The organism is Membranihabitans marinus (assembly GCF_019802045.1).
In the GTDB taxonomy this organism is placed as follows: Bacteria; Bacteroidota; Bacteroidia; order Chitinophagales; family Saprospiraceae; genus Membranihabitans; species Membranihabitans marinus_A.
The window spans coordinates 131100-156692 of sequence record NZ_JAHVHU010000010.1; the positions used below are offsets into that span (position 1 = coordinate 131100).

General features: G+C 42.8%; 19 protein-coding genes. 5 read left to right on the forward strand and 14 right to left on the reverse strand.

Annotated features, from left to right (window positions below; genetic code table 11):
• Nucleotides 1-28 precede the first annotated feature (28 nt).
• From KUV50_RS11705 to KUV50_RS11720, 4 genes are read left to right on the forward strand one after another with little or no spacing between them, the layout of a single operon-like run.
• Nucleotides 29-478: a cytochrome c oxidase subunit II gene (locus KUV50_RS11705; protein WP_222580342.1), complete on the forward strand. Its 450-nt coding sequence runs from the start codon at nucleotides 29-31 to the stop codon at nucleotides 476-478.
• Nucleotides 479-484: 6 nt separating this feature from the next.
• The gene (locus KUV50_RS11710) at nucleotides 485-2233 is read left to right on the forward strand and encodes a cbb3-type cytochrome c oxidase subunit I (RefSeq protein ID WP_222580343.1); all 1749 of its coding nucleotides are present in this window, start codon (nucleotides 485-487) and stop codon (nucleotides 2231-2233) included.
• The gene (locus KUV50_RS11715) at nucleotides 2226-2840 is read left to right on the forward strand and encodes an SCO family protein (protein WP_222580344.1); all 615 of its coding nucleotides are present in this window, start codon (nucleotides 2226-2228) and stop codon (nucleotides 2838-2840) included. Before KUV50_RS11710 ends, KUV50_RS11715 begins: the two co-directional genes overlap by 8 nt.
• 25 nt (nucleotides 2841-2865) lie before the next feature.
• Complete coding sequence (locus tag KUV50_RS11720) at nucleotides 2866-3429, forward strand: c-type cytochrome (RefSeq protein WP_222580345.1); 564 nt, start codon at nucleotides 2866-2868, stop codon at nucleotides 3427-3429.
• A gap of 269 nt (nucleotides 3430-3698) precedes the next feature.
• Here KUV50_RS11720 and KUV50_RS11725 read toward each other — a convergent pair whose 3' ends face one another.
• From KUV50_RS11725 to KUV50_RS11770, 10 genes are all read right to left on the reverse strand, one after another.
• Entirely contained in the window at nucleotides 3699-5501 is a 1803-nt protein-coding gene (locus KUV50_RS11725) for a hypothetical protein (protein WP_222580346.1), read from the reverse strand.
• A gap of 136 nt (nucleotides 5502-5637) precedes the next feature.
• Nucleotides 5638-6735: a PorV/PorQ family protein gene (locus KUV50_RS11730; protein ID WP_222580347.1), complete on the reverse strand. Its 1098-nt coding sequence runs from the start codon at nucleotides 6733-6735 to the stop codon at nucleotides 5638-5640.
• A gap of 140 nt (nucleotides 6736-6875) precedes the next feature.
• Nucleotides 6876-7895: a 3-deoxy-7-phosphoheptulonate synthase gene (aroF, locus tag KUV50_RS11735; protein ID WP_222580348.1), complete on the reverse strand. Its 1020-nt coding sequence runs from the start codon at nucleotides 7893-7895 to the stop codon at nucleotides 6876-6878.
• On the reverse strand, nucleotides 7892-8680 hold the full coding sequence (gene trpA / locus KUV50_RS11740) for a tryptophan synthase subunit alpha (protein WP_222580349.1): 789 nt from the start codon (nucleotides 8678-8680) through the stop codon (nucleotides 7892-7894). Before trpA ends, aroF begins: the two co-directional genes overlap by 4 nt.
• Nucleotides 8673-9857 carry a tryptophan synthase subunit beta gene (trpB, locus tag KUV50_RS11745; protein WP_222580350.1) on the reverse strand — a complete coding sequence of 395 codons (1185 nt, stop codon included), beginning with the start codon at nucleotides 9855-9857 and terminating at the stop codon, nucleotides 8673-8675. Before trpB ends, trpA begins: the two co-directional genes overlap by 8 nt.
• Entirely contained in the window at nucleotides 9841-10449 is a 609-nt protein-coding gene (locus KUV50_RS11750; RefSeq protein ID WP_222580351.1) for a phosphoribosylanthranilate isomerase, read from the reverse strand. Before KUV50_RS11750 ends, trpB begins: the two co-directional genes overlap by 17 nt.
• Nucleotides 10446-11246, reverse strand: coding sequence for an indole-3-glycerol phosphate synthase TrpC (trpC, locus tag KUV50_RS11755; protein WP_222580352.1), 801 nt, complete (start codon nucleotides 11244-11246; stop codon nucleotides 10446-10448). The genes KUV50_RS11750 and trpC overlap by 4 nt, the downstream gene beginning before the upstream one ends.
• The gene (gene trpD, locus KUV50_RS11760) at nucleotides 11246-12238 is read right to left on the reverse strand and encodes an anthranilate phosphoribosyltransferase (RefSeq protein WP_222580353.1); all 993 of its coding nucleotides are present in this window, start codon (nucleotides 12236-12238) and stop codon (nucleotides 11246-11248) included. Before trpD ends, trpC begins: the two co-directional genes overlap by 1 nt.
• Nucleotides 12235-12831, reverse strand: a complete 597-nt coding sequence (locus KUV50_RS11765) for an anthranilate synthase component II (protein WP_222580354.1) — start codon at nucleotides 12829-12831, stop codon at nucleotides 12235-12237. The genes trpD and KUV50_RS11765 overlap by 4 nt, the downstream gene beginning before the upstream one ends.
• A 17-nt stretch (nucleotides 12832-12848) precedes the next feature.
• Nucleotides 12849-14240 carry an anthranilate synthase component I family protein gene (locus KUV50_RS11770; protein WP_261395153.1) on the reverse strand — a complete coding sequence of 464 codons (1392 nt, stop codon included), beginning with the start codon at nucleotides 14238-14240 and terminating at the stop codon, nucleotides 12849-12851.
• A gap of 1011 nt (nucleotides 14241-15251) precedes the next feature.
• On the opposite strand from KUV50_RS11770, the gene KUV50_RS11775 reads away from it, so the two are divergent.
• Complete coding sequence (locus KUV50_RS11775; protein ID WP_222580355.1) at nucleotides 15252-16253, forward strand: glycosyltransferase family 9 protein; 1002 nt, start codon at nucleotides 15252-15254, stop codon at nucleotides 16251-16253.
• A gap of 736 nt (nucleotides 16254-16989) precedes the next feature.
• On the opposite strand, the gene KUV50_RS11780 is transcribed toward KUV50_RS11775, so the two are convergent.
• From KUV50_RS11780 to KUV50_RS11795, 4 genes are all read right to left on the reverse strand, one after another.
• On the reverse strand, nucleotides 16990-20943 hold the full coding sequence (locus KUV50_RS11780) for a T9SS type A sorting domain-containing protein (RefSeq protein WP_222580356.1): 3954 nt from the start codon (nucleotides 20941-20943) through the stop codon (nucleotides 16990-16992).
• Between the two features lie 357 nt (nucleotides 20944-21300).
• Nucleotides 21301-22341, reverse strand: coding sequence for a LacI family DNA-binding transcriptional regulator (locus KUV50_RS11785; RefSeq protein ID WP_222580357.1), 1041 nt, complete (start codon nucleotides 22339-22341; stop codon nucleotides 21301-21303).
• A 227-nt stretch (nucleotides 22342-22568) separates the two neighbouring features.
• The gene (gene uxaC / locus KUV50_RS11790) at nucleotides 22569-23972 is read right to left on the reverse strand and encodes a glucuronate isomerase (protein WP_222580358.1); all 1404 of its coding nucleotides are present in this window, start codon (nucleotides 23970-23972) and stop codon (nucleotides 22569-22571) included.
• Nucleotides 23973-24038: 66 nt separating this feature from the next.
• Nucleotides 24039-25412: a DUF1080 domain-containing protein gene (locus tag KUV50_RS11795; protein WP_222580454.1), complete on the reverse strand. Its 1374-nt coding sequence runs from the start codon at nucleotides 25410-25412 to the stop codon at nucleotides 24039-24041.
• Nucleotides 25413-25593: the final 181 nt, after the last annotated feature.

A 25593-nucleotide genomic window follows, 5' to 3' on the forward strand; every position in this document is an offset into this window, starting at 1 on the left:
TTTGCAAGTATCAAAATTTTAACCCAACATGGATAAGTACGAAATAAGAATTATGGTCCTGACTGGAATCACTTTGGCTATTTTTATGGTCGCCATTCTCCGGTCTTCGTTCACCTACGCTACAGGCATTCCAGAGTGTATACCATACGATGAATCGTTCACCCAGCCCCGGATAGAAAAACTGGACGATAAATTATATCAGATTTTTGCACTGGCACAAATGTGGAGTTTTGAACCCAGTGAAATACGACTGCCGGTGGGAGCAGAAGTGGATATATACCTCACTTCCAAAGATGTCGTGCACGGTCTGAACATCCATGACGTATCACTAAACATGATGGCAGTACCTGGTGGTATTAACAAAGAGACAGTAACGTTTAAAAAACCAGGTGTCTATAAAATAGTATGTCATGAATATTGCGGTTCAGGCCATCAGCATATGATGGGTGAAATCATTGTTAACTATCCCAACAACTAATCTACTATGATGAAGATCAACCTAAGGAAGTCAGAAAAAAGACTGAGCCTTTTACTTTTAAGCGTTCCACTGATTTTACTGACATTGGGTATCTACCACGGTCTGATGCAGACACTGTACCGATCCGGAATGATATCACAAACCTCATTTGCAGCCCTGGAGTATTACCAAGGCCTTACCCTGCACGGGGTAATAAATGCGCTGGTATTGACCATTTTCTTTGCAGTGGCCTTTGGCCATATTTGCATGTCGTACTACACAGGGATTAAGATGCATATGACTACTGCTTGGATTTCTGCGGTAATGATGGTCGTGGGAACGATCATGACTATCGCTACGATTCTGGCCGGTGAGTCATCCGTGTTATATACCTTTTATGCGCCTATGAAAGCCCATCCGTTATTCTATGTGGGCAATGCACTGCTAATAGCAGGCTCCTGGGTCGCGTTTTTCGGTTGGGTGGGCATATATCGCAAGTGGCGCAGAGAACACAAAGGAGAAAGAACACCTCTGGCAGTGGTCGCCACCATGGTGAATTTTACGATGTGGTTTGTCTGCTCCATCCCGGTGGCGTATTCTACCCTCGTGTTATTACTACCTTGGTCTATGGGTATAACAGCTACGGTCAATATCCCATTGACCAGAACCTTGTTCTGGTTTTTTGGACATGCATTGGTTTATTTCTTTTTGCTGCCTGTTTATCTGATGTACTACGTTATGCTGCCTACGCTGGCAGGCGGAAAGCTGTATTCGGATAACGCCGGAAAACTGGTATTTTTCCTCTTCCTGGTATTTTCTATACCTGTAGGAACACATCACCAATTTGCTGAGCCAGCTATTACGCAAGGTGTGAAATACTTCCAGTCTTTGTTAACCTATGGTGTAGCTTTACCTAGTTTTATAACCGCTTTTACGATTGCAGCTTCCTTGGAATATGCGGCATGGAAACGAGGAGATAAAAGGAAAAACTGGTTCAGCTGGATGGCCAAGTTGCCTTACTTTGAAAAAGACAGATACTTGTTCTCTTACCTCATTTGCGGATTGATTATATTTATTTTTGGTGGAATTACCGGAATTATCAATGCGAGCTATTCTCTAAATAGTCTGGTACATAATACAGCATTCTTACCCGGCCATTTTCATATGACAGTCGCAGGTCCTACTTTTCTGGGAATTATCGGTATGAGCCTTTATTTACTGGAGCGTATTTCAGGGAAAGAAGTCCGTTTAAAACGAATAACTAATGCCATCCCCTACTTGTGGACAATTGGAATGTTTATATTTTCAACAGGATTGATGGTCGGCGGACTCCGTGGTGAACCACGACGAACGAACATGGGCATCAGCTACATGGACCCGGACAGTCCTTTATATCGACCGGACTGGGTATGGACTACAGGAACTACAGTGATCGGTGGTGTAATACTGTTCGCAGCGGCAGGTCTGTTTTTCATCGTTTTACTCGATTTGCTCTTTGCCAAAAAGACCAAGGAAAGCTATATATCTTTCCCGACATACCGCACCTATCACCAGGAAAAAGTGATCCCGTTTTTGAATAGTTTCAAACCCTGGCTCGTCATTATGTTCCTGCTTATTTTGGTGGCTTATGTACCGGCTATATTTAATGTTATGAAATATACTGGTAAGGAGGCACCGCCATATGCGCCGCAAAATCCGATTCCACTGGAGCTGCATAAGCAAGATGTGGGAGAAGTGGATGAGGGGGAAACACTCAATTTAAATCAAGATGAATAAGGGAATATTCTATTTCTTTCTTGTAATTATCGGTTTTACAGCCGTCGGATACGGTATTTTCGAAGTATTAGAAAACAATACCCCATTGCCAGTCTATGGGGATGACGATCATACTGTGAGTTCTTTTAGTCTGACCGATCAGCAGGGACACTCTTTTCATTCTGAAAAGCACGATGGTAAAATATGGATCGTAAATTGTTTTTTTTCCAGCTGTCCGATCGTATGTCCGAAGGTGATGAAAAACATTCAGGAAGTACATGATTTGATGCGAAATGATGAATCCATTGTTACAATCAGTATGACCGTAGATCCTAAAAGAGATACCCCGGACGTGTTGTATAGATATGGTGAAAAATACAACGCCAGCTTAGATTCTTGGTTTTTATTGACGGGCGAAAAAAAAGAAATATATCGCCTGGCACGTAAAGATTTTCTGCTTTCTGCCTCCGAAGGTGCCGGGGACGAAGGTGATTTTTTGCATTCAGAAAATATTATGATTATCGACCCGGAACACCGGATCCGGGATATCATTAATGGTACCGGTCCCAAAGCAAATCAAATGGTCTTGGAATCAATTAAAAAACTCAAAAAAGAGTATAAATTATAAAAATATGGACAATCTATTGCATTCAATGAAACGAACAGATTTTTTCTTGGGCGTCATTTTCATGTTTATACTCAATGTGACACCCAGCCTGGCACAAGAAGATGCCAAGGCACTTTTTAGACAAAACTGTGCCTCCTGCCATAGCATCGAGCAGGACTTGGTCGGTCCAGCCCTAAAAGGTGTCACAGAACGCCGGGATAGTGCCTGGCTGTATGGATTTATCATTAATTCCCAGGAGATGATCCAAGCCGGTGACCCCATTGCCGTTGAACTGTTCAATCGGTTTAACAAAGTCCCCATGCCATCACATCCACACTTAAGTACAGAAGAAATCACTGCGATTCTTAATCACATTGACAGTGAAGCTGAAGAGGCGGCCTCACAAACTGCCAGTACACATCCCATCCCACGTCCGGAAGAGTTCTATGGCGCGAATTATCGACAGTTTACCTTTGGTGATATGATTTTTTGGATACCGATGACCATTACAGTACTCTTATTAATAGCGACCTTAGTTGGCTTTACCTATGCCAACGATGCCTTAAAGGAAGCGCGGAAAGAGGTTGTCGTTCCCCAGGAAGAACTGTGATTGATGGCGAATGGATATCAGTTCTGAGTATTCATGGTTTGTGATATCATTCTGCATCATGATTACATGATGAAAATAAATGCGAATAACCGTCCGGGCAAATTGGAAGTAAAATCTGAATCAGGCGATATCATTTTATAAAACAACTGCTTGTAGAAGATTTTTCGATTTGAATTAATGGATGCCGGAAATACTCCAAATATTCTTCGATTCTTTTGGTCAATGAATCTCGATGTAACTCAAGCTATACCTCCGCATTTACGGTATTGTCAAATACAAATGGTATGAAGTCTGCGTAAATTCTCTTCAAGCTGATCCATGCTCTTATCCAGCGTCTTAATGAAGTCGTGGTCATCCTTGAAATGGTCTGTGCATTCCGTACATATATTTTTATAGTACGCTATACCCTGTTTTAAATTTTGTGCGAATTTATTGAAATACTTTTCTTGCTTTGTGCTTAATGATCCTTCAATTTCTTTGAGTTCATTCTCAAAATAAGCCAGATACAAAGACAATTCTTTTATGAACATATGAGGCCGGTCTGCACGCACGGTTAACCCACCTCTTCCATAAATGTGATCCACCATCGTTTGCAGATTAACTTCTTCAGAAAAATAAGCCATATTGGGCCCCGGACATATCGATACGCCGGGACCTTCTCGTCGGGTATCTATACCATTGACTTTTAATGCAGCAGTGCCCAAACCGACACAAATGCATGACTTTTCAGTGATTCTTTCCTCTTCTTTCTTGCGCTTTTCAGGGCTCAGTTGTTTTCGTTCCAGTTCCAGAAGTTTCAAACGCTGGTACTGACGTGAAGCAGTGCATATGGGTTTATCCGTAAATTCTTTATTAAGCGATAGGAGTTCTTTCGGACAAGCACTACCGGGCCGGCCTTTCCGTATATTCATTAATTTTTCTTCATCTTTGGAATTGTTCCGTAAACTGTGAAATGGAACTCCGAGTGGGGAAATATTGCTTAAATAAAGGTCTTTCTCACGTGCTTCTTTGAGCTTATCACGGGTTTCCTGGTCGACATTGGTCACTTCCGGGACCAACAAAAACGGGGTTCCCCAGCCCACCGAATCCAGTTGATACCTATCAATCAAGAACTGATGTTCTTCCGGAGTTCCGACCCCACCTTGTACCGTAATCCGAAGCTCAGGAATTTGATTAGGTACGGACCTAGATTTTTTACCCAATGCTTCGACATATTTTTCATGAATCGTCTGGATCAGATCTCTTCTCTTCTCTTTGAATTCTTCGAGAATCGGCCCCATCAGATGCCCTGCTGTAGCAAATGCATGGCCACCGCAATTCAATCCGGATTCCACCCGAAACTCTGAAACCCATAATCCTTTTTTAGCCATAAATAACCCCTGAATATATGCCGATCGAAAATCACTGACTTTTAGGATAATTTCTTTTTTCATTCCTCCTTCAGAATCAGGGTAAAAGTCTTCAAATTCTTCCAAATAGCTATATAACCTGGGATTCATGCCTGCTGAAAAAATGATGGCTGAAGTTAGGTCACTCTGCGCATAGCCTCGCAATGCAGCATGCGCATCATTGAACTCCCGGGGAAGTTCCACGCCATTCACATAGTTCTCTTTATCCAGTTTTGTCATGATATTGACATCGATTCGACCCAAGGTAATCCTGTTAAATAATCGTTTTAACTCCGATGTATTTCTGGGAAGATTAGTTCGCAACTTTTGAAACTCAGAAACCAAGCTATGATTATCAGGCAACATCTCAATAATTTCTGCCACATTCGTAATCAGTTTATGGGTATTGCTTTGCATCTCTCGCCATTTGTTTGTCACCAAAGTTTGAACCATATTCAGATAGGCCGTAATCCGGTTTGCCCTAGCATCGGGCGAATTTTTGGATATCGGCCGATAGTCAAGAGAAAATTTTTCCGAATACATCTTGCGCATTTTTTCGAGGAGCCCGTCATCTCCAATGGCGATGACTGAATCTATGCCAAAGGGAGCTACCTTCAGGGGGGTGTCAACGGTAAATCCGATGCCCATAACCGGAATGTGAAAAGTATGAAGACTGTTTTTCATAAGGTTTGTTTTTACTTATCCTGTGAAGCTTAGTGCGAAGATGAGTAAAAATATTTAAAGACAACAATGTCTGTATTTATTTAAGACAAATTTATCTGAATAAGATACATGACAAAAACTTATATAACACAGTAAATTACTCGGATGACCTGGACTGCAGCGTATAATGTGCTGAGAAGACATGACTCAATGAGCTTTTTCCATCATTTTCATTCAGAAAGGCCAATGCATAGTCGATCCCAATGCGACCGAGTTGCAATCCGATCCCCATATTGGGTTGGATAAAGTATTCATTGGCTGTGGGATTGTTTATTTTTTTCCGACGTTGGATGGAAGAAATACCGGTTCTCAAAAACAAGATGTTCCTCGAACTCAGTTCGATGCCGATATGAGGCTCGATGCTCATGCCATCGGTATTAATTAAGGTATTTCTACGCCCATCGAAGGTTACATCAGCATCCAACGCCACAGTGGCATCCAAATTCTCATTCATGTTATATTTGTATGAGACTCCTGTGGATAAGGAAGGTCGGATAACTTCCTGAGCGGACTCAGGAACGGTATTTCCCAGATTGTGTAAAATTTCAATTTCATCCGATGTAAAACTATAAGACCAGGCATTGAATGTGGATGTAGCATCCCGGAGCACTGCACCGAATCGAAAATCTTCTCCGGAATATGCCACCGAAAGATCGAGCCCCCCACCCCATGATTTAGCGAAGCTGCCCAACACCCTGCGAATCACTTTTACATTTCCACCTACCCTCCAATCACTATCCCCCAATTGGCGGCCATATGTGAAAAGAAATGCATAATCTGCGACTGAAAATGATCGGATGTTCGCATAATTGATTCGGCCATCCGGTCCATAAAGGTGTAAAGTATTGGGAATATCATCGATACCCATACGGATCATGGAAACGGCTCCATAGGACTTCCCGTCGGAACCCAATTTAAAACCGGTTCCAAGATAATCATAGTTCACCACGCCGGCGAACCATATCGCATGCATGGCACTGAGCTGCATGGGACCATCACCGGTGCTCAAATTTGCCGGGTTCCAATAAGCTGCCTGAATCGAAGTCTCGGTGGATACTACTGCCCGACCCATTGCAAGAGATCGCGCACCGACGCCAATATTCAAAAAATCATTGCTATAGATCTGTTGAGCAAGGGAATGACTTGATGCACCAAAAAAAACCAAAAGTCCCAACCAAAGTTTTACTATTTTCATACTTCAACCATATCTTTTAATTTTCTTGCCTTGAGCCTATCCTATCTTTCATCTTCTATCCCCTTTTTCGTGACCCCTTCAGCTTATCCCTTTCAGCCTTCAGCCTTCAGCCTCAGCTTTGAGCTTTGAGCTTTGAGCTTTTACGCCCGGTCGAACGATTCTCGAAGCTGATAAAGTTCCCGCAATTGTTTATACAATTGCTCCGCCTGAACATAGTCCAAGGTCTGTTGTCCATCAGAAAAAGCCTGTTGGGGTACTTCATGGACTTCCATGATCACCCCGTCTGCTCCGGCCATCACAGCACTCTTCGCCACTTTATCCACATATTTACGGATTCCAACACCATGTGATGGATCTGCGATTACCGGCAAGTGAGAGCGTTCTTTTAATATAGCTATCGCATTGATATCCATCGTATTCCGGTACGAGTTTTCAAACGTACGAATCCCGCGTTCACACAAGATAATTTTTTCATTGCCGTTGGAGAAGATATACTCTGCAGATTGGAGCAGTTCAGGGATGGTCATGCTCATACCCCGCTTCAGAAGAACCGGCTTATCTACTCCCCCCAACACATCTAGCAAATTAAAATTTTGGGAATTCCGCGCACCTACCTGAAAGATATCGACATAATCGTGCATTTCTTCCACTTGTTCTACCATCATCACCTCGGTGATTATTTTTATTCCTCGTTCCCGGCAATACTGAGCAAACAATTTTAATCCATCCATGCCCAGTCCGCGAAAGGAATACGGAGATGAGCGTGGTTTGTACACGCCGCCACGCATTACAGGAATATTATTTTTGACCAAATGATCTACTGTAGACTCAATCTGAGCTTCGGATTCAATAGAACAGGGACCTGCCATCATGGTAAAGGTGTCTGGTCCAATAACCAAATCATCACCAATATTGATGTCAGAATAATCCAGTTTCCATTTTTTGGAAACTAATTTATAGGGATCACTGACCCGGTGGACGTCCGTTACACCAGAGAGTTGGCCCACCCGGCGAATATCAAAAGGTCGGTTCCCTACCGCAATAATGTATTGGCGGAATTGCGTGGTCACCGTAGACCATGAATAGCCAATGCGTTCGAGATGTTGCGTAATCTTCTTTTGTTGATCACTCGTAATATTTGAGTCAGTTTGGATAATCATGCGCCATGTTTTATTTCATTAACAAACTTAGTGACAACTTCATCGATACCTTTCTCACCATACTCTTTATCCAAACGTTTGATAAAAGCACTCCCGATAATCGCTCCAGATGAATATTCAGCAGCCTGACTAAAGCTTTGATGATCAGAGATTCCAAATCCTATTAACGTCGGATTTCGAAGTTTCATTTTTTGAATCCGTTGAAAATATGCAATCTGTTCCTTCGAAATCTCTGTCGATTTTCCAGTAATTGAAGAATCGGAAACAACATAGATGAATGAATCCGATAATTCATCGATCGTTCTGATCCGCTTTTCAGAGGTCTGCGGCGTTATCAGGAATATGATCTCTACTTGATGGTTCCGGAACATTTCTTGATACTGCATTTTATACAATTCAGGGGGAAGATCGGGTATAATCAACCCGGATATCCCTGTCTCCCGACACCGCTTTAAAAATCTTTCTTCTCCATATTGGATCATTTGATTGAGATATCCCATCAGGATTAAAGGTGTACTCACTTTCTCAGATATCTGAGCCACCTGGTCAAACAAAACTTCCATGCTCATTCCGTTTTTTAGTGCACGGGCACTGCTTTGTTGAATGGTCGGTCCATCGGCCATGGGATCGGAATAAGGCATGCCTATCTCAATAAGGTCAACACCACTTTCACTTAATGCCCGGATCACCGGGACAGTATCTTCCAATTCGGGAAATCCGGCTGTAAAATAGATATTGAGCGCTGGGCTTTGCCGATCTTTTAAAATCATAGTTATATTATTCATCATCGAGGTATTTCATAAATGTAGCCAAATCTTTATCTCCCCGGCCACTTAAACTGATAACTGTGGTTTCGTCAGAATCCAAAGTCAGATACTTTAAGGCAGCCAAAGCATGCGCAGACTCCAACGCCGGGATAATTCCTTCCAGCCGGCTCAGTTCCATGGCCGCTTCGACCGATTCCTGATCGGTGATTGACACGACCTCGGCCCGGCCTGTCCGAATCAGATGCGCATGCATGGGACCAATTCCCGGATAATCCAAACCGGCCGATATCGAATGAGGCTCGGTGATCTGTCCATCTTTGGTTTGCATCAAAAGCGTCCGGCTGCCATGAATAATTCCTTCCGTACCTAAAACCGAAGTTGCCGCTGATCGTCCGGAATGGATTCCTTCGCCAGCCGCTTCTACGGCCACCAACCTGACCCGTTCATCATCCAGGTAATGATAATACGCTCCAGCTGCATTGGATCCTCCACCCACACAAGCAATTATCCGATCCGGATAATTCCGTCCTTCTTTCTCTTCCATTTGGATCATCAGTTCATGGGACACCACGGACTGAAATCGGGCTACCATATCGGGATAAGGATGTGGCCCGACGACTGATCCGATGATATAATGTGTTTCCACAGGATGATTGATCCAGTCCCGAATTGCTTCGTTGGTAGCATCTTTTAGGGTTTTACTACCGCTGCGCGCCGGTCGTACTTCCGCGCCCAGCATCTTCATCCGGAACACATTGGGCTTTTGGCGTTCGATGTCAACTTCTCCCATATATACAATGCATTCCATCCCCATCAAAGCACAAACTGTCGCGGTCGCTACGCCATGCTGACCAGCGCCGGTCTCTGCAATAATTCGGGTTTTACCCAATCGACGGGCTAATAGAATCTGCCCGATGGTATTGTTAATTTTATGTGCACCGGTGTGATTGAGATCTTCGCGCTTCAGATAAAGCCGACTCCCATACTTTTCTGACAACCGTTTCGCAAAGTATAAAGGGGACGGTCGTCCCACGTAATCTTTCAACAGATCGTGAAATTCTTTTTGAAATTTGGGGTCTTCAATAATACCAACATACCGCTGTTGCAGCTCTTCGATATTAGCATGCAGCATCTCGGGGATATAAGCTCCCCCAAAATTTCCGTAAAATCCACGATCGTCAATGGTGTATCTCATCCGTAAATCGTTTTAATTTTTTAATATTTTTATAACCGGGTTCTTCTTCAAAACCGCTATTTACATCTACCGCAACCAATCCGGGTAAATCAAGCGCGGATATCGCTTCCGTCACCCCCGGATGAATTCCTCCGCTGAGCCAAAACGGAACATCTTCATTGTATTTTGACAACAATGCCCAATCAAACAGCACCCCATTTCCTCCGTAATTAGTTCCCTTCGTATCAAACAAAAAATAGTCCACGTGGTCCCCATAGTCTCGGAGCTGTGCAAAATCAAACGTTTCATCTATGGCGAACGCCTTCACTACCCTTAGCCCCAGATTTTTGATTTGCTGGCAAAAGGATGGGGATTCATCTCCGTGCAGCTGAATAATATCCAGCTGCCATTGCCTGGCTATATGCTGGATGCGTTCTATTTCTTCATTAACAAAGACACCGACCCGCGTAACTTTCGTCGTCATCACTGGATCCATGGCTCCGACAAACCGGCTGGAGCCTTCATAAAAAATAAACCCCATAAGATCTACTCCGGAAGCCTCAGCAGCCTGAATATTCTGGGGATCCCGCATGCCACATACCTTTACTTTCATCGGGATTGTCTTTCTTTTTGAAATGCTTCGATCAACGACCGGCATGCTTTTGCCGGATGTGGGGTACGCATAAATTGGGTGCCAACGAGAAATCCTTCAAAACCTGCTTTATACAGTCGGATCATGTCCCTGGCGTCGTGGATACCACTTTCCGAAATCTTCACTGGTTCTGCAGGTAGTCGGGAATAGAGATCAATCGAATGCTGAATGTCTACCGTAAAGTCTCTCAGGTTCCGGTTGTTCACCCCCATCACCGCAATTCCTTCTGCATACTTTGAAATCTCATCTTCATCATGAATTTCCAGGAGGACTTCCAGGCCAATCTCATGTGCCGTCTCCGAAAAACGTTTCACTTCTTCCCCTGTAAGCATCTCTGCAATCAATAAAAGCGCATCGGCCCCGATCGATTTTGTCTCATGAATCTGGTATTCATCAATGATAAAGTCTTTGCGTAAAATGGGACAATAATTATAGGTTCGTGCCGTCTTAAGATCTTCAGAGGACCCACCAAAAAAGGTCTCATCGGTCAATACACTCAGCGCCGAAGCACCAGACTGCATATACCCCATGGTCACCGCTTCAACATCTGCATATTGATTAATAAATCCTTCAGAGGGCGACTTTTTCTTAAATTCAGCGATGATTCCGGACTTATCCTTTCGCTGTATGTAATGCGCCAACGAAACGACAGGTACGTCATAATACATACTTTTCTGAAGCAATTTCAGCGGGTATAAAGATTTTCGCTCTGCCACCTCCTTTTCTTTTTGCTTTCTTATTTTCTGTAAAATATCCATTATTGGTTGTTCAGTAGATTTTTCAAATTTTCATAAGCTCTTCCCGATTCTATGCTTTCTTTGGCTTCCGCCATTCCTTCCTGGATTGTTTTTTCGGGAAATAATGTATGAATAGCAATACCACTATTTGCTAATATTACATTAGTGTGTGCCTGCGGAGCCTCGTTTTTCAATACAGCCAGAAAAATGTCCCGGGCTTCCTCTAGTGTATCACCGCTAAATAGCTCTTCTTGACGCACCTTTGGCAGATTCAGTTCTCCCGGTTGACGCAGGGTCTTATAGTCCCGCGTATAGTGTAAAAAATCATCCGTCAGGGAAATTTCATCATACCCATCCACTGAATGAACGATGGAAAACTGATAATCGGATAATTCCATCACTTCAGCATAAAGGTCTGCCACCTCTTTACAATAAGTCCCCAATAATATAGCCTTGGGTTTACTTGGATTAATCGTCGGACCCATGATGTTAAAAATCGTTTTTACACCCAGCGCGCTTCGTACGGGAGCTACATACTTCATCGAAGGATGAAACAAAGGCGCATGCAAGAAGCAGAGATTGTAACTATCAAGTTGACGTTGCAACTGGTCTTGATCATTGGTGAATTCATAGCCCAGTTTCTGCAGAAGATTGGAAGATCCCGAAATGGAAGAAGCTGCATAGTTCCCATGTTTCGTAACATTGTATCCAGCACCGGCCAATACCACACAAGACAGTGTGGATATGTTAAATGTGTTTTTTCCATCGCCCCCTGTACCAACGATATCAATAGCATGGTCAGCATCAAAGGTCACCTGATTACTAAGATCGTACATAGCAGAACGAAAACCAGCAAATTCTTCCGGGGTGATCGGACGCATTCGAAATACGGTCAAGATAGAAGATAGAATCTCATTGGATCGCTGTCCCTCGCCAATATCCTTCATAATTCCGTAGGCTTCCCGGGATGTTAAAAAGCCGCCGTCGTATAATTTTTCTAAGTAATGTCTCATGATGCTGTCTGATTGATGAAACGTTCTGCTTCTTTTAAAAAATTTCGTAAGATATCTTTTCCATTTGGTGTCAGTATAGATTCGGGATGAAATTGCACCCCGAAAACCGGATCGTGGCGATGGCGCAATGCCATAATCTCCTCTTCATCATCCAATGCAGTGATGATGATTTCTTCCGGAGTACTTCCTTTTTTGATGCTCCACGAATGATATCGGCCAACCCGGATCCCATCCGGAATCTGATCAAAAAGATCGCCATTGTCTAAAATATTCAAAGCGGTGTCTACGCCATGATAAACCGTCGAAAGATTAATCAACTCTGCTCCATACGATTCACCAATCGCCTGGTGTCCCAGGCACACCCCCAAAATCGGTTTGGAAGATCTGTATCGGTCGATGATCGCTGGCATATGGCCTGCATCTTTAGGAACACCAGGTCCAGGAGACAATATGATAATATCATATGCATCTACTTCCTCTATCTGAATCTTATCATTTCGAAAAACCTCAATTTCATGATCTGAAATCTCGGTCAGATATTGATAAAGATTGAACGTGAAGGAGTCGTAATTATCTATGAGTAATATTTTCATTTTATAGCACATCTAACTTATGACAAAATTTGTTCTGCTTGTTCGAGGGCGGTATTGAGAGCAGCCAGTTTATTATTCACTTCCTGTAGTTCACTCTCCTCATCACTCGAAATAACAATGCCTGCACCAGCCTGACTATACAGGACCTGATCCTTACTGACAAACGAACGGATTACGATGGCTTGAGACACATTGCCGTCGAGGCCAAAATAACCGATGCCGCCACCATACGGTCCCCGGGGTGTTTTCTCATATTGATTAATTAATTCCATAGCTCTGATCTTTGGTGCGCCGGATAAGGTACCGGCTGGGAAGGTATCCGCATATATCCGAAACGGATTGAATGCGGAAGGCAATTGTCCCTGAACCGTAGATACCAGGTGGATCACATGGCTAAAATATTGGATTTCCATCAATGATTTGATCTGAATATCCGTGGAGTGCCGCCCCAGGTCATTTCGAGCGAGGTCAACCAACATAGTATGTTCAGCGACCTCTTTGGGATCTTCGGTCAATTCCCGGGCTCGGTTCAGATCCTCTTGATGATTCCCCGTCCGGCGATAGGTGCCAGCGATTGGGTTCACTTGTGCTTTTCCATCGGTTATATTTAACTGTGACTCCGGGGAAGAGCCAAAAATATGGTAATTACCAAAGTCAAAAAAGTATAAATAAGGCGAAGGATTAATGGAACGCAGTACGCGGTAGACGGTAAAGTCATCCCCTTGATAAGGTTGTTGATATTGACGTGAAAGCACAATCTGGAAGACATCTCCTACCTGACAGTGATGTTTACCTTTACTTACCATATCCCGGTATTCCTCATCGGTCATATTACTTTTCTTGGATCCGGTCCGGCTGAATTTCTTCTCTTCGTAGTGTCCCATCAGAAGTATCTTCTTGATCTTAGCCAAATCAGAAACACCCCCATCGGGGACATTTTCGATCAGCGTCATTTTGTCCCTGTAGTGATCAAATACAATTAAATACCGGTAAAAAAAATAATGTAAATCGGGAATTCCCAAATGATGTTCACCCTTTTCCATCTTGACAGAATCAAAATGACGAACAGATTCAAAATTCGTGTGCCCAAGAAAACCATTGACCTCAACCCCTTCTCCTTCATTCACGATCGTGGTTCTTATCTGATCCAATAGAGCCGGTATGCTAGCCATTCCTCCAGGAGCAATACTTTCTTTCCGGCCCAGCGTGGTCACCATAAGCCGCCCCTTCTCCAACGAAATTTCTATCAATGGATCAAATCCGATAATGGATCTGGAATTTTCGTACGATTGGTAATCATTACTTTCCAACAAGCAGGGTTTCTCAGTAATGTCCCTGATTTTAAGAAAAGCACTCACCGGCGTTAGCTGGTCGGACAACATCTGAACAGAGCGGGTATATATTTTCATTTTGACAACAATTTTAGAATCTAAACTAAAAAAAAACAGCTTGCCGGAAGGACCAACAAGCTGCTTTTAATTTTTAATGCACATACAATTGGCTAACTTCCAGATCCCTCGAGATTTGAAAGCCACCACCAATTTGTATTTGCGTTAAAAATCATTATTCATATTTTAAAACATCAGGACAAACCTAATAAATAATTTTTAAACCAAAAAGAGAAATGCCCAAATTTGTAAATACAAATTCGGGCAATTTCTACTAAGGTCTCAAAACAAGAAAACTACGATCTTTATCACCGGCTCCATTGGATGTGCCGGAAACTATATATTCTTAATTTACATATATCACATCTTACCTCTAATAACCCCAAAGGTTTCCAAAATGTTTCATTGGGATAACATTATTTTCAAGCAACGTATGGTTCTGTAGATGCAAATAGTTTGCCAATATTAATTTTTGCACCAATTATTTTACTAAAATACTTATATATTTTTTCACACATGCCTAGCCTATTGACAATCAACTCTGCAGAATCGAACATTAGATCTTTCCACAACAAATCATTCAATAATACAACGGTTCGATCAGTATTTCGCTGGCCATTTCTCTATTTTATGCTGCTAATATAGTTGAAAGTTTTCCACATTTTGTGGAAAACCAAGAAATTCTTTTGGGAGCCAACCACTTTTTGGTCTTGAAATCCGATTGTTTTTACGTCAGGGTTTTTTGAACCACCTATTTCTATGGGTCATTCAGGACAATCATCGGATTTACCCCGAAATTACATTTTTATTTTTTAATATCACAGCCTCACAGATATTTTTGAAACAGTATTCTAAGTGGGTGATTCAAGGGCACAAGAAGTCAGGCCATAGGCTCTAGTTCCTGAAAATCTAAATTTCCTAATACGAATTCGCCTTCTTGCCTTCACAAACTCAACCAACATTCCAGATTCGAAGGTTGGATAATATACCAATAGCATGATGCTTTTGGTACATTATAATTATCTTGCGCTCATGGCAAGGAAACTCCCAAATCACCCGAAAAAAGTTCTCGTCATCCGATTCAGTTCCATCGGAGATATTGTATTGTGCAGTCCGGTGTTCCGTCTGTTGAAGAACCACTTTAATGCGGAGATTCATTGGCTGACGAAGGCAACATACAGTTTTGTCAATGAACACAACCCCTACATCGATCACATTCATCGGTATGAAGATAATTTTAAGGAGATTGCACAGATTTTAAAATCAGAAAATTTTGACCTCGTAGTTGATTTGCATAAAAACCTTCGAACATGGCGTTTTAAACGATCGCTGGGAAAACCCACCTTGTCATTTGACAAAAGAAATATAGAGAAATGGTTTCTGGTTAATTTCCATCGCGACTGGATGAAGGAACCACGACACCTTGTTGACCGGTATCTGGAGGCGCTAAAAGCCCTTGGAATAAGTGATGATGGCGAAGGTCTCGATTACTTTTATGGTTCCGATGTCAAAAACCCGCTATCAGTCAAAAGATACATAGCCTATGGTATTGGTGGTACTTACACGACCAAGAAAATGCCTGCAGAGCACATTATCCGACATTTCGGCAATCTGCCCCTACCCCTCGTTTTACTGGGTGGTAAAACGGAAACAGAAGCCGCCGAAACCATTCAAGCCCATCTAGGAAGTCGGTGTATCAATATGGTCAACCAATGTAATTTACATACCACCGGGAAAATATTAGATGATGCCACCTACGTCATCTCTCACGATACAGCGACCATGCATATGGCTGCTGCCTTCCGCAAAAAGATCTTATCTGTGTGGGGTGCAACCGCACCCGAACTGGGCATGACCCCCTATTTGCCCAAACATTTAATCCAGAACTCTGTCATTTTGGAAAAAGAAAACCTCCCCTGCCATCCCTGTTCCAAATTGGGCAATGACCAATGTCCAAAGGGGCACTTTAAATGCCTGACCGCACTGGACCCGAAAAAGGTCGATCAAAAAATTAATAACCTCCTGGATCTATAAACTGGAGTCACCTCTTATAATAGAGGCTATTTAGATATTTGTGCTGGATATGAAATATTAGGACAGTAATAGATCTGACAGAGCCCGGCACCCAAAAGTGTGGTTTAACCGCTTTGCTTTTTTCGTTTATCGTAGAATATTGGTAAAAGGTTTTATCAAGAGCAAAAGAAGAATCCTGCCAGATCTGAAACAAGGCTGCAACCTAACTAAACTCCAGGCAGATTTGTCCTGCTCGCTTTTCAACAATTGGAGTGAAATTTCATAGATAGGAAATTGTTAATATACCAACTAATGGAAATGGGACAGAAAAATATTGGGTTATTTTAGGTACTCCGAATGATTGGTAGAGTTTTTCCATGTCAACTTGAGATAAAGAAAGACGAGCTTACCTGACTCAAGGTTGTGCGGTTGAAATTAAAAGTTTCATTGCCGTGTAAGCGATTTGTATTGGTAGGGCATCCCATATTCTGTTGAGAATGTTCTTGGTGGTTTCAGATGTGGATGACTCGCTTCATTCAAGGCTTTTATCCATGTGTCACACACGAGCGCAAATTCAGGTGTGGGACACTCGCTTCCCTCGATCCCAGCGGAAAGAGCCACACCCTCATAAAAAAAGGCCCCTGCCAATCAGAGACCTTTTTAACGATTGAGTAATCTAAAAACTAATAATTCTTGTAAAATGAAAGATCGAAACGAGCTTCTTTGCTATTACATTGATACGGAATAGATCTGTCGTTTACCTGATATAAATCATTTTATTGGTCCACTGTTGATCCGATGTTGAAATCCGATAATAATACAGCCCCGGTCCGTGCAATTCCGACCCTGAAATAATCACTTCATTGAACCCTTTCTGCCCCTCAATACGACGGTTTAAAACCATCTTTCCGGTGACATCGTGCACATCAATTACGACCGTTTCAGCCCGATCCTGTTCGAAGCGGATCATCGTCCGGTCCTTGAATGGATTGGGTATATTCTGTATATGACTCACCGATCGATTCATGTCACGAAAAGTAAAGCTTAAATCTTTAACAATACCGGGTTCCACATAGCTTTCGGTTTTCAGCACCTCTGAGGACGGACGGATCAGCTCCTGTAGCGTGGTTCGTCGATTCGTTTTTATATTTATGTAAAACAAAACCTCGCCCTGATCAAAATACCGTTCATCGATATCGAACCAAGACACGGTCAATTTTCCCTCGTCAAGCACTGCATAGTCTTCGGTAGAGACCTGCACGCTCCCTGATGACAGAGAAACAGATGCTACATCCTGCTCATTCAGATCCCATTCAAACTGAAATCCAAGGACATCCATGGCCCGGTTATTGCGGACGGGAATACGGTAAGTAACATCACTTTGCAGCCACTGATCCTGTAATACCATATTCATGCCTCTGCTTCGGGAAGTAGGAACCGCCGTACTAGCCGAAAAGTTGACGTCTCCTATTTTTATACCGACAAAATCAATATTGGTATTTTGGTCCAGATTTTCGATGTCTCCAAAATTGGACTTGGAACCCGCTGCCCGGAATTGGTAACTCGTGTTATTGGAAAACTTAAAATCGGGACGAAGGATCGCTTTTCGAAGTTCGATGATATCTGCCGGATCAATCACCCCATTGTTGTTTATATCAGCTGCAATCCGACGGTAAACATTGTCCAACCGTTTGATATTGAGGATGTCCTTTTGAATCATGACCAGGTCAAAAGTTGATATTCCTTTCAGCATTTCATCATTCTTGTATGGAATAACTTTGTATGCCTGTTCTTTATCAGCCGAAATACTATAGGTACCCTGAATCGAAGAATGGGCGGCCAGTCGCTCATCATCACCATCGTGCAACCGAATAGATACGTTTTCAATAGGGGCCCCGCCCGGATCCTGTATTCGGCCACTAATTACATAGTGGTTGGCCGCACTATCGCATTGATCCAGTTCATTGATGATTAATATCTGCTCATAGTTCAGAACCGATCCGTCATCAGTATCCTCACATTGATCCGTAATCTTCCAGTTACGCACCAGCTTCCACTGGCCAATCGCATTGTTTCCGAACAATCGGAACAATTTATCTTGATAACCAATACCGAGATCTCGGCATGACTTATCCCAGGTATACTTGGGCCATCCAGTAAAATCAGGGTGTAATTCTCCGATGTAATTGCCATTTGCACTTTTTTCTATTTCGCACACATCTACAGCTGAAACGGCGGCGGGCATATCCAGCATTCCGGCCCCCAGTTCACAATCCGGCTCTACATAGATCACCTGTTCCCGGACATACTCGATCCGGTTTTCATTTTTAGACAACCAATCTCCAGATCCGGTTTCCCCACAGCCGGCAGCAATATAAAACCGGCGGCGAATCGTACCTATGCCACATTCATTGATATCAACAAATATTTTCTCATACGTCGAAGAAGAGCAATTAACCGCTACAATTCCATTTTCAATCTCTTCATTCGCCGTCACGGTACGAGTCATGGGAACATCCTGCATTCGGCTCACAAACTCGCCCTTATTTTCATCAAATACCTCTACCGATTTTCGCTGCGTATAATTCTCACAATTGTCTTTTTTAATTATTACCTGATGTTCAGAAGGAATTACATTATGACCATCGTTGGTTGTCATTTGGCCATCCAAATCTTGCCACACACTGACATAACCTCCCATCAGAGAATCTAAAGCTGCAAAAGCGGCAATTCGCGCGGTATCGTGGGCTGGGTAATTATTCAAAACACTAGCCCGATTCACCACATCAGCGTAGTAATTTGTGAAAGAGGAGCAATTCATGGTCACGCTACTTTTTAAATCTTGTACCAGGGATATCGGCTGCTTATCTCTGACTTTGACAGTCGTTCGCATCGTACTCCAGTTACACCAATTATCCAGAACTAATAATTCCACCTCGATTTCCTGACATGCATCTTCACAGGTAAATGGTATCTGAGTGGTCCACCCGCCGCCGATTTGTGGCAACAGGCTATCCGGTAATGTCTCATTGCACACCCGCATGGAATCCTTTTGCCATTCTTCATACAGCCAGTTGGTACACGATTCATTACTATATTTTAAATCATCTAAGAATGAAGCATAATGCGCTTCCACCGGATTGACCCTGGCATCCGTCTCCAAACCATCGCACAACTCCACATGAGCTGCTGTGGCCCAATCCGTTCGTCGTCCCAATACCATAGCAACGCCGCAATTGTCAAAACTCCCTTCATCCATGATCGACACATCAATCCAGGTCAGCTCTCCGGTCAACCCGACACGAATGTTCTGCAATATAGAAACATGGGGTTTGGTGTCATCCACCACACGAACATAAAATGAATCTACGGAGGTCAAATCACAACTATCCGAAGCTTCCACATAAACTTTAAAGGCATTTTCAATGATGGTATCATTATCCATAATTACCCGGCCTTCTTTTGGCAAAATCACATTTTCATCCGGCACCCATTCTCCCATTCTGTTTTGCTCCAAGTTGACCGTAAAATACCCCGGAACCGAAGCAGTAACCCGCCGTACCCCGGAACACTCTTCATTGATCGTCATTGAAGGTACTTTCAAAGATGCTTCGCAACCTCTGGATCCTGTGTACGAAGTCACCACACGTTGTTCTACTGAAATCACTGGGGCCAAGGTATCGATGTCAATCACACTAAAAGAAGCTCGGTATCGGCCTCGTTCCATACGAATCAACCCTTTTTTGGGTTTGGAAGCCAGTGGCCGAGTTCCATCCGCATAGTAGCATTCCTGATCAAATTCCAGTTGGACAGCATATTGCTTCACACACTTGGTGTTATTGATGAGTGTACTGTTCACTTCTACACTCATATTGCACATGGATGCAAATGAGGAGGCTATGAATTCCACTTGACGTCCGGATGCCGGGACTGCTTTAAGCAGTGGTAATGTATCCAGGGTTTTTGATATCGGATTTTCGAACAAGATCTGGGGTCCAAAAATTTCATTTTCGCCACAGTATAAATTGTATACTGTATCTAAGGCGATGTGATACGCCGTAATTTCAGGTTGTTTATAAACCACTATCGTATCAACCGTGGAAAACCGCTGTCCCCAGTTGTCATACCCCTCAATTTCACGATAAATAACCTGCTGTATAGGCTGATCATAATTCTGACAATCCTTTACTTCTTGAAAATCTTCGACCACTTTCAGTTCAGGAATCGGTCCACATGGGTATTCAATATGGGGAAAGGTATCGCCTATGAGTGCACCTGGTGCAACCAAAGCGTCCGAGCATAGTACTTCGACCTTACGTCCAGACATTTGTGGAGGAGGCGGGATACTGATCAGCAATGTATCACTACAAAACCCGGCTTCATTCCGAAGTTCATAAATCAATTCTTTGGTGATATACCCACACAATTCCAACTTAATATCTGCATCCAGATCTGTAATCTGTCCCTCATAGATGGTATTGTGATTGGACGCACGAATGGTGAGATAAACCGGTAATTCCGGTTCATTTTCCAATAGTTGCCGTGCTGTTATAACGGATTGTCCGTCAGACTGAAATCCGACCGAAAATTTTGTACAACCGGGAACTTGTGCCCCCGCCATTTTCGGGAGTAAACCCAATACTGCTATCGTAAGAGCTGAAATAAACAGTCTCGTACTATAAACTATAAATTTTCTGCGTAATATTTTCATTGCACCTTAGATTTTTGAGTTGGTTGATAAAAACCAGACAATGCAATGGATACAATAACCTTGCCAAATTACGTAAATACTTAATATATTAACCATTAAATACAGTCTCGGTACACATTAATGATTATTACCCTATAAAAAATAATTAGTCGGTTGACTTCCGGGCATGAAGCACAGACAAAAAAATGTTGTCGGGGAAGAAAGGCCTATTGCAAAAGACCTGATTCAGATGGGACGATGAAAAAGTCGAACATCTTAGTACAAACACACATTGAAAACATTTCAGAATGCATACAGTCTGACTTTCCTCATTCTGTGTTCAATATTTCGCAATCTAAAATCCTTGCGCACAAATTTTTAGGTCGACATTCTGCGCACCAGACTCACATCTACCAGTTCTCTTTGATCCAGGCCGGGTCTGATCTCAATGAGATCTTCTACTCCGAGCAGGGTCAATATTTTTTCCACCACTTTATCTGCCATTTTAGGAATATTCTGATCGATCGTGGTAATAGCAGGCTCCACGATGGCTGAACGGGGGTCATTGGAATAGCCGATTAATTTGAGATCTGAAGGCACATTTATTCCTCGTTCTATAGCAAATTTTAAAACAGCAATGGCGGTGGTATCGTTGGCGGTAAATATTCCATCAGGGGGATGGGGAACATCAAAAAGCTTCCGGCAGGTTTCCAATGCATTCTCAAGGGTCAGTTCCTGGTAATAAACTTGATTTTCTTTAAGCGTTATGCCCGACTGATTCAACGCTTTCCGAAAACCCGCATCTCTTTTTTGATAAAGGTTGGAGCTCATTAGGCCACAGATAAATGCCGGATTCTCCACCCCCACATCTGCCAGATGTTGACCGGCCAGATACCCTCCCCGAAAGTCATCACTGATAACAAAATGAGCGGGAAAGTCTTGTGTCGGCACCCGGTCGTAAAAGATGACTGGAATATCCCGATCGACAAATGGTTGGAAATGGGAATAGTCTTCCGTAAATAGAGTTATTGCTGATACGATCGCATCGACCCGAAAAGAATAAAGCGTGTTTACGAGTTCTTTTTCCAGATTGTAAGAATCATTGGATTGACAGAGTAATACATGGTACCCATATTCGTACAATCTGTTTTGAATGACCGTGATCATTGAAGAATGAAAAATAGCTGTAAACATAGGCACCACTATTCCGATTGTATTGGATTTCATTTGACGCAAGCCGGCAGCGATGCGATTGGGTTGATACCCCATTTGATCAGCCATTTTACGGACCCGTTTCTTTGTGGCAAGGCTGATATCATTGTGATCATTGAGTGCGCGTGATACAGTTGCAGCAGAAACTTCCAAAGCTTCCGCAATGTCAATAATGGTGCAGGCTTTATTTTGACTCTTTTTTCTCATAGCATATACTAAATTTGTGGGAAATCAACTCCGTGTTCACTTCTACTCTTTCGCAGTACTTCCGGATCAATATTTTTCCATTTGACAGGAGCGCTTGACAAGACATATATCCTTTGAAGACAATTCACACCCTTATTGTTTTATAATGAAGGATTCCAATGTAGGCCCCAAAAAAATTGGGTCTCTAAAGTAGATTACTAAATCTTCATTTGCATTCAAACCAATGCTCAGACATCAAGGTAATTCTTAATGTTATAATAGCAGATATCCTCCACCATCTTGCCCAAAAAATCCATTTCGGACACGGGGAGTAAACCTTTTTCCAAATCGTTACCAATTATGTTGCAGAGAATGCGGCGGAAATAATCATGACGTGGAAAAGACAAAAAGCTCCGGCTATCCGTAAGCATTCCGACAAAAAGTGATAACAGGCCCATTTCCGAAAGGGTATTGATCTGATCCTCCATGCCTCGCTTCTGATCCAAAAACCACCACCCGGATCCAAATTGCATTTTTCCCCGCGTTTTGCCGTCGTTATAATTACCAGCCATCGTGGCAAAAGTTGCATTATCTTTCGGGTTATTATTGTACAGAATGGTTTTAGCTAATGAATCAGAGGAATCCAAGGTATTAAACAACCGCGATATGCTCTTTGCGTGATTTTCATCGCCCATAGAGTCAAACCCAGTATCCGGACCAAGTTCGCGATACATACGGTCGCTGTTGTTGCGCAATGAACCGAGGTGAAATTGCTGTACCCATCCTTTTTTATCATATGCCCGACATAAGAATTCCAGCATATAGGACTTGAACTCTGCTACTTCCTGTGCGTCCACATATTGATTGGCCAATTTTTTTTCGAAAAGGTCCTTAACACCACCTTCTGTGTAAGGTACGGAATAAATGCGATCCAATCCGTAATCTGATGCGCGGCAACCCAGGGCAGCAAAAAAGTCCACCCGTTTTTCAATAACTTGCTTTAAATCTTCAATGGAATGAATAGAAACATTTTCCGTGGCGCCAAGTTTTTCCAAATATTCCAGATAGTCATCGGACTCGATTCGAAGGATCTTATCGGGCCGAAAAGTAGGAAACATCTGAAAATTTCCTTTTGGATGGTCTCGATACTCGATATGATACTCCAGCGAATCGGCTGGATCGTCCGTACTGCAGACCACTTCAACATTCCTCTTTTCTAACAGCCGAACGGTGGAATTATCAGAATCATTGAGCATTTCCGAAGCTTGGTCATATATTTTATCGGCGTTTCCTCCATGAAGTAATTCTTCGATTCCGAAATAGGTTTGCAATTCCATGTGTGTCCAATGATACAATGGATTGCGCATGGTATATGGTACGGATTCAGCCCAGGCTCGAAATTTCTCCCTCGACCCAGCCTTACCGGTAATTTTTTCTTCCTCAACGCCCAGGGCCCGCATCGCCCTCCATTTGTAGTGGTCGCCTTCTAACCAGGCTTCGGTGATGTCTTTATATACTCTTTCTTGGTAGATATCTTTGGGTGGAAGGTGGTTGTGATAATCAATAATCGGCATGTCCTTCGCATGATCAAAGTACAGCTGTTCTGCGTACTTGTTTTCCAATATGAAATTCTTATCCAAAAATTTACTCATAACAATATTTGATTTTTATATTTCATGTGATTCCATGCCGAAGGCTGACACTTCACAATACTGACTCTAAAATTCACGTACTTTAATACTTCTAAAAGCGACGCGATCACCGTGATCCTGCAATAGAATGTGGCCTTCGTCCCACTCTCCGAAGTTTGGCCAATCCTTGTATTTACTGTAAGCGACCAAAGCTCGGAAAGCGGGTGTTCGGCGTTCATACTCGAGCACCTTAAATCCATTTAACCAATGCTCTACATGATTTCCTTTGACTAGAATACGACCTCGGTTCCAATTCCCTACTCCGTTAAAGGGTTTTGATCGGCTTGGGACCGAAAGATTGTGAGCCGGGATCAAATCATACAACGAAGCAACAGTTCGATTACCACTGACCCCCTTTTTGGCATCTGGATGTTTTTTATCATCCAGGACCTGATACTCCAGACCAATTGCTGAACCGGTTCCTTTGTTAAGGTTGGGGTCTACAAAATATTTCACACCTGAATTAGCCCCTTCTGTAATATTAAATTCAAAGGAGAGTTCAAAATCAGAAAATTTATCTTTCGTGATGATGTCACCCCCATTCCGTGATTCTGCTCCCCCACTGGATTCTACAATCAGTTCCCCATCTTTCATCGTCCAACCTTTTTGAGGGAATTCGTCAATTTTTGCACCGACCCATCCTTCGCTCGTTTTACCATCCCAAAGCATCCGCCAGCCTCTTCGGATCTCCTGATTACTGAGGGTGTTGGGAATAAGGTTGATCTCCACGACATCCGGATCCATTTCCCATCGGTGTCGATCCAGATTAGTGGTTGATATTCGTATGTTTCTCCAACGAACTTCTGCACCTTCCTTATCTTTATTATCACCAATGCCGTGAACCTGAAATCCGATAAAACCCTCAGCGGTCATATCATCGATGAGGTTGGCTGTATTAACCCCATTAATCCATACCCGGATCGAAGGCCCGATGGCTTCCACCCGGTAGGCATTCCAACCACCAGTATTGAAAGCGGCTCGACCTTTTGGATTGCGCGACAACGGATAGATCCATCCCCGACGTGCTTCATCGTAAATTCCACCGCTGTATGCTCGGCTGCTCGGATCAATCTCCACCTGATATCCGTGCACACGGCCATTTCGATAAGAAGGGATACTGTTGGATCGGATTTGCACCCCGCTGTTAAGCCGGGCATCCACCCGAACCTCAAATTCGAGGATGAAATCCCCATACATTTTTTCCGTCGCCATAAAGGTATTGGGTGTGCCCGTTTCCGATACACCCACCATTTGACCTTCTTCTACGTGGTATTTGGCGGTACCGTTTAATTTCGTAAATCCATCAAAATTCTCACCATTAAATAAAGGTACCCAATGTTCATCCTCTTGAGCTACTCCAAAATGGCCGGTAAGTACCACCGCTATAATGACCCAGATCATTTTATTCCATGTTTTCATATCAATATTTTATAAATTATTTATTGAATTAATTATTTATTGAGTCGTTTAAAAGTTTCGTCCTACGTAGGATCATCTACTGAATTATGGGTTATGTCTTGTTCTACTGTTCTACTTCCTTAAGAGTTCCTGTCGCAACACGCCTTTAAAAACACAGCGCACT

What these genes read in the sequence shown, in the direction of transcription:
- KUV50_RS11720 (WP_222580345.1), top strand. Translation starts at nt 2,866, where the DNA reads ATGAAACGAACAGATTTTTTCTTGGGCGTCATTTTCATGTTTATACTC.
- aroF (WP_222580348.1), bottom strand. Translation starts at nt 7,895, where the DNA reads ATGATTATCCAAACTGACTCAAATATTACGAGTGATCAACAAAAGAAG.
- trpD (WP_222580353.1), bottom strand. Translation starts at nt 12,238, where the DNA reads ATGAGACATTACTTAGAAAAATTATACGACGGCGGCTTTTTAACATCC.
- KUV50_RS11730 (WP_222580347.1), bottom strand. Translation starts at nt 6,735, where the DNA reads ATGAAAATAGTAAAACTTTGGTTGGGACTTTTGGTTTTTTTTGGTGCA.
- KUV50_RS11710 (WP_222580343.1), top strand. Translation starts at nt 485, where the DNA reads ATGATGAAGATCAACCTAAGGAAGTCAGAAAAAAGACTGAGCCTTTTA.
- KUV50_RS11780 (WP_222580356.1), bottom strand. Translation starts at nt 20,943, where the DNA reads ATGAAAATATTACGCAGAAAATTTATAGTTTATAGTACGAGACTGTTT.
- KUV50_RS11705 (WP_222580342.1), top strand. Translation starts at nt 29, where the DNA reads ATGGATAAGTACGAAATAAGAATTATGGTCCTGACTGGAATCACTTTG.
- trpA (WP_222580349.1), bottom strand. Translation starts at nt 8,680, where the DNA reads ATGAATAATATAACTATGATTTTAAAAGATCGGCAAAGCCCAGCGCTC.
- KUV50_RS11770 (WP_261395153.1), bottom strand. Translation starts at nt 14,240, where the DNA reads ATGAAAATATATACCCGCTCTGTTCAGATGTTGTCCGACCAGCTAACG.
- trpC (WP_222580352.1), bottom strand. Translation starts at nt 11,246, where the DNA reads ATGGATATTTTACAGAAAATAAGAAAGCAAAAAGAAAAGGAGGTGGCA.
- trpB (WP_222580350.1), bottom strand. Translation starts at nt 9,857, where the DNA reads ATGAGATACACCATTGACGATCGTGGATTTTACGGAAATTTTGGGGGA.
- KUV50_RS11725 (WP_222580346.1), bottom strand. Translation starts at nt 5,501, where the DNA reads ATGAAAAACAGTCTTCATACTTTTCACATTCCGGTTATGGGCATCGGA.
- KUV50_RS11750 (WP_222580351.1), bottom strand. Translation starts at nt 10,449, where the DNA reads ATGAAAGTAAAGGTATGTGGCATGCGGGATCCCCAGAATATTCAGGCT.
- KUV50_RS11785 (WP_222580357.1), bottom strand. Translation starts at nt 22,341, where the DNA reads ATGAGAAAAAAGAGTCAAAATAAAGCCTGCACCATTATTGACATTGCG.
- KUV50_RS11795 (WP_222580454.1), bottom strand. Translation starts at nt 25,412, where the DNA reads ATGATCTGGGTCATTATAGCGGTGGTACTTACCGGCCATTTTGGAGTA.
- KUV50_RS11765 (WP_222580354.1), bottom strand. Translation starts at nt 12,831, where the DNA reads ATGAAAATATTACTCATAGATAATTACGACTCCTTCACGTTCAATCTT.
- KUV50_RS11715 (WP_222580344.1), top strand. Translation starts at nt 2,226, where the DNA reads ATGAATAAGGGAATATTCTATTTCTTTCTTGTAATTATCGGTTTTACA.
- KUV50_RS11775 (WP_222580355.1), top strand. Translation starts at nt 15,252, where the DNA reads ATGGCAAGGAAACTCCCAAATCACCCGAAAAAAGTTCTCGTCATCCGA.
- uxaC (WP_222580358.1), bottom strand. Translation starts at nt 23,972, where the DNA reads ATGAGTAAATTTTTGGATAAGAATTTCATATTGGAAAACAAGTACGCA.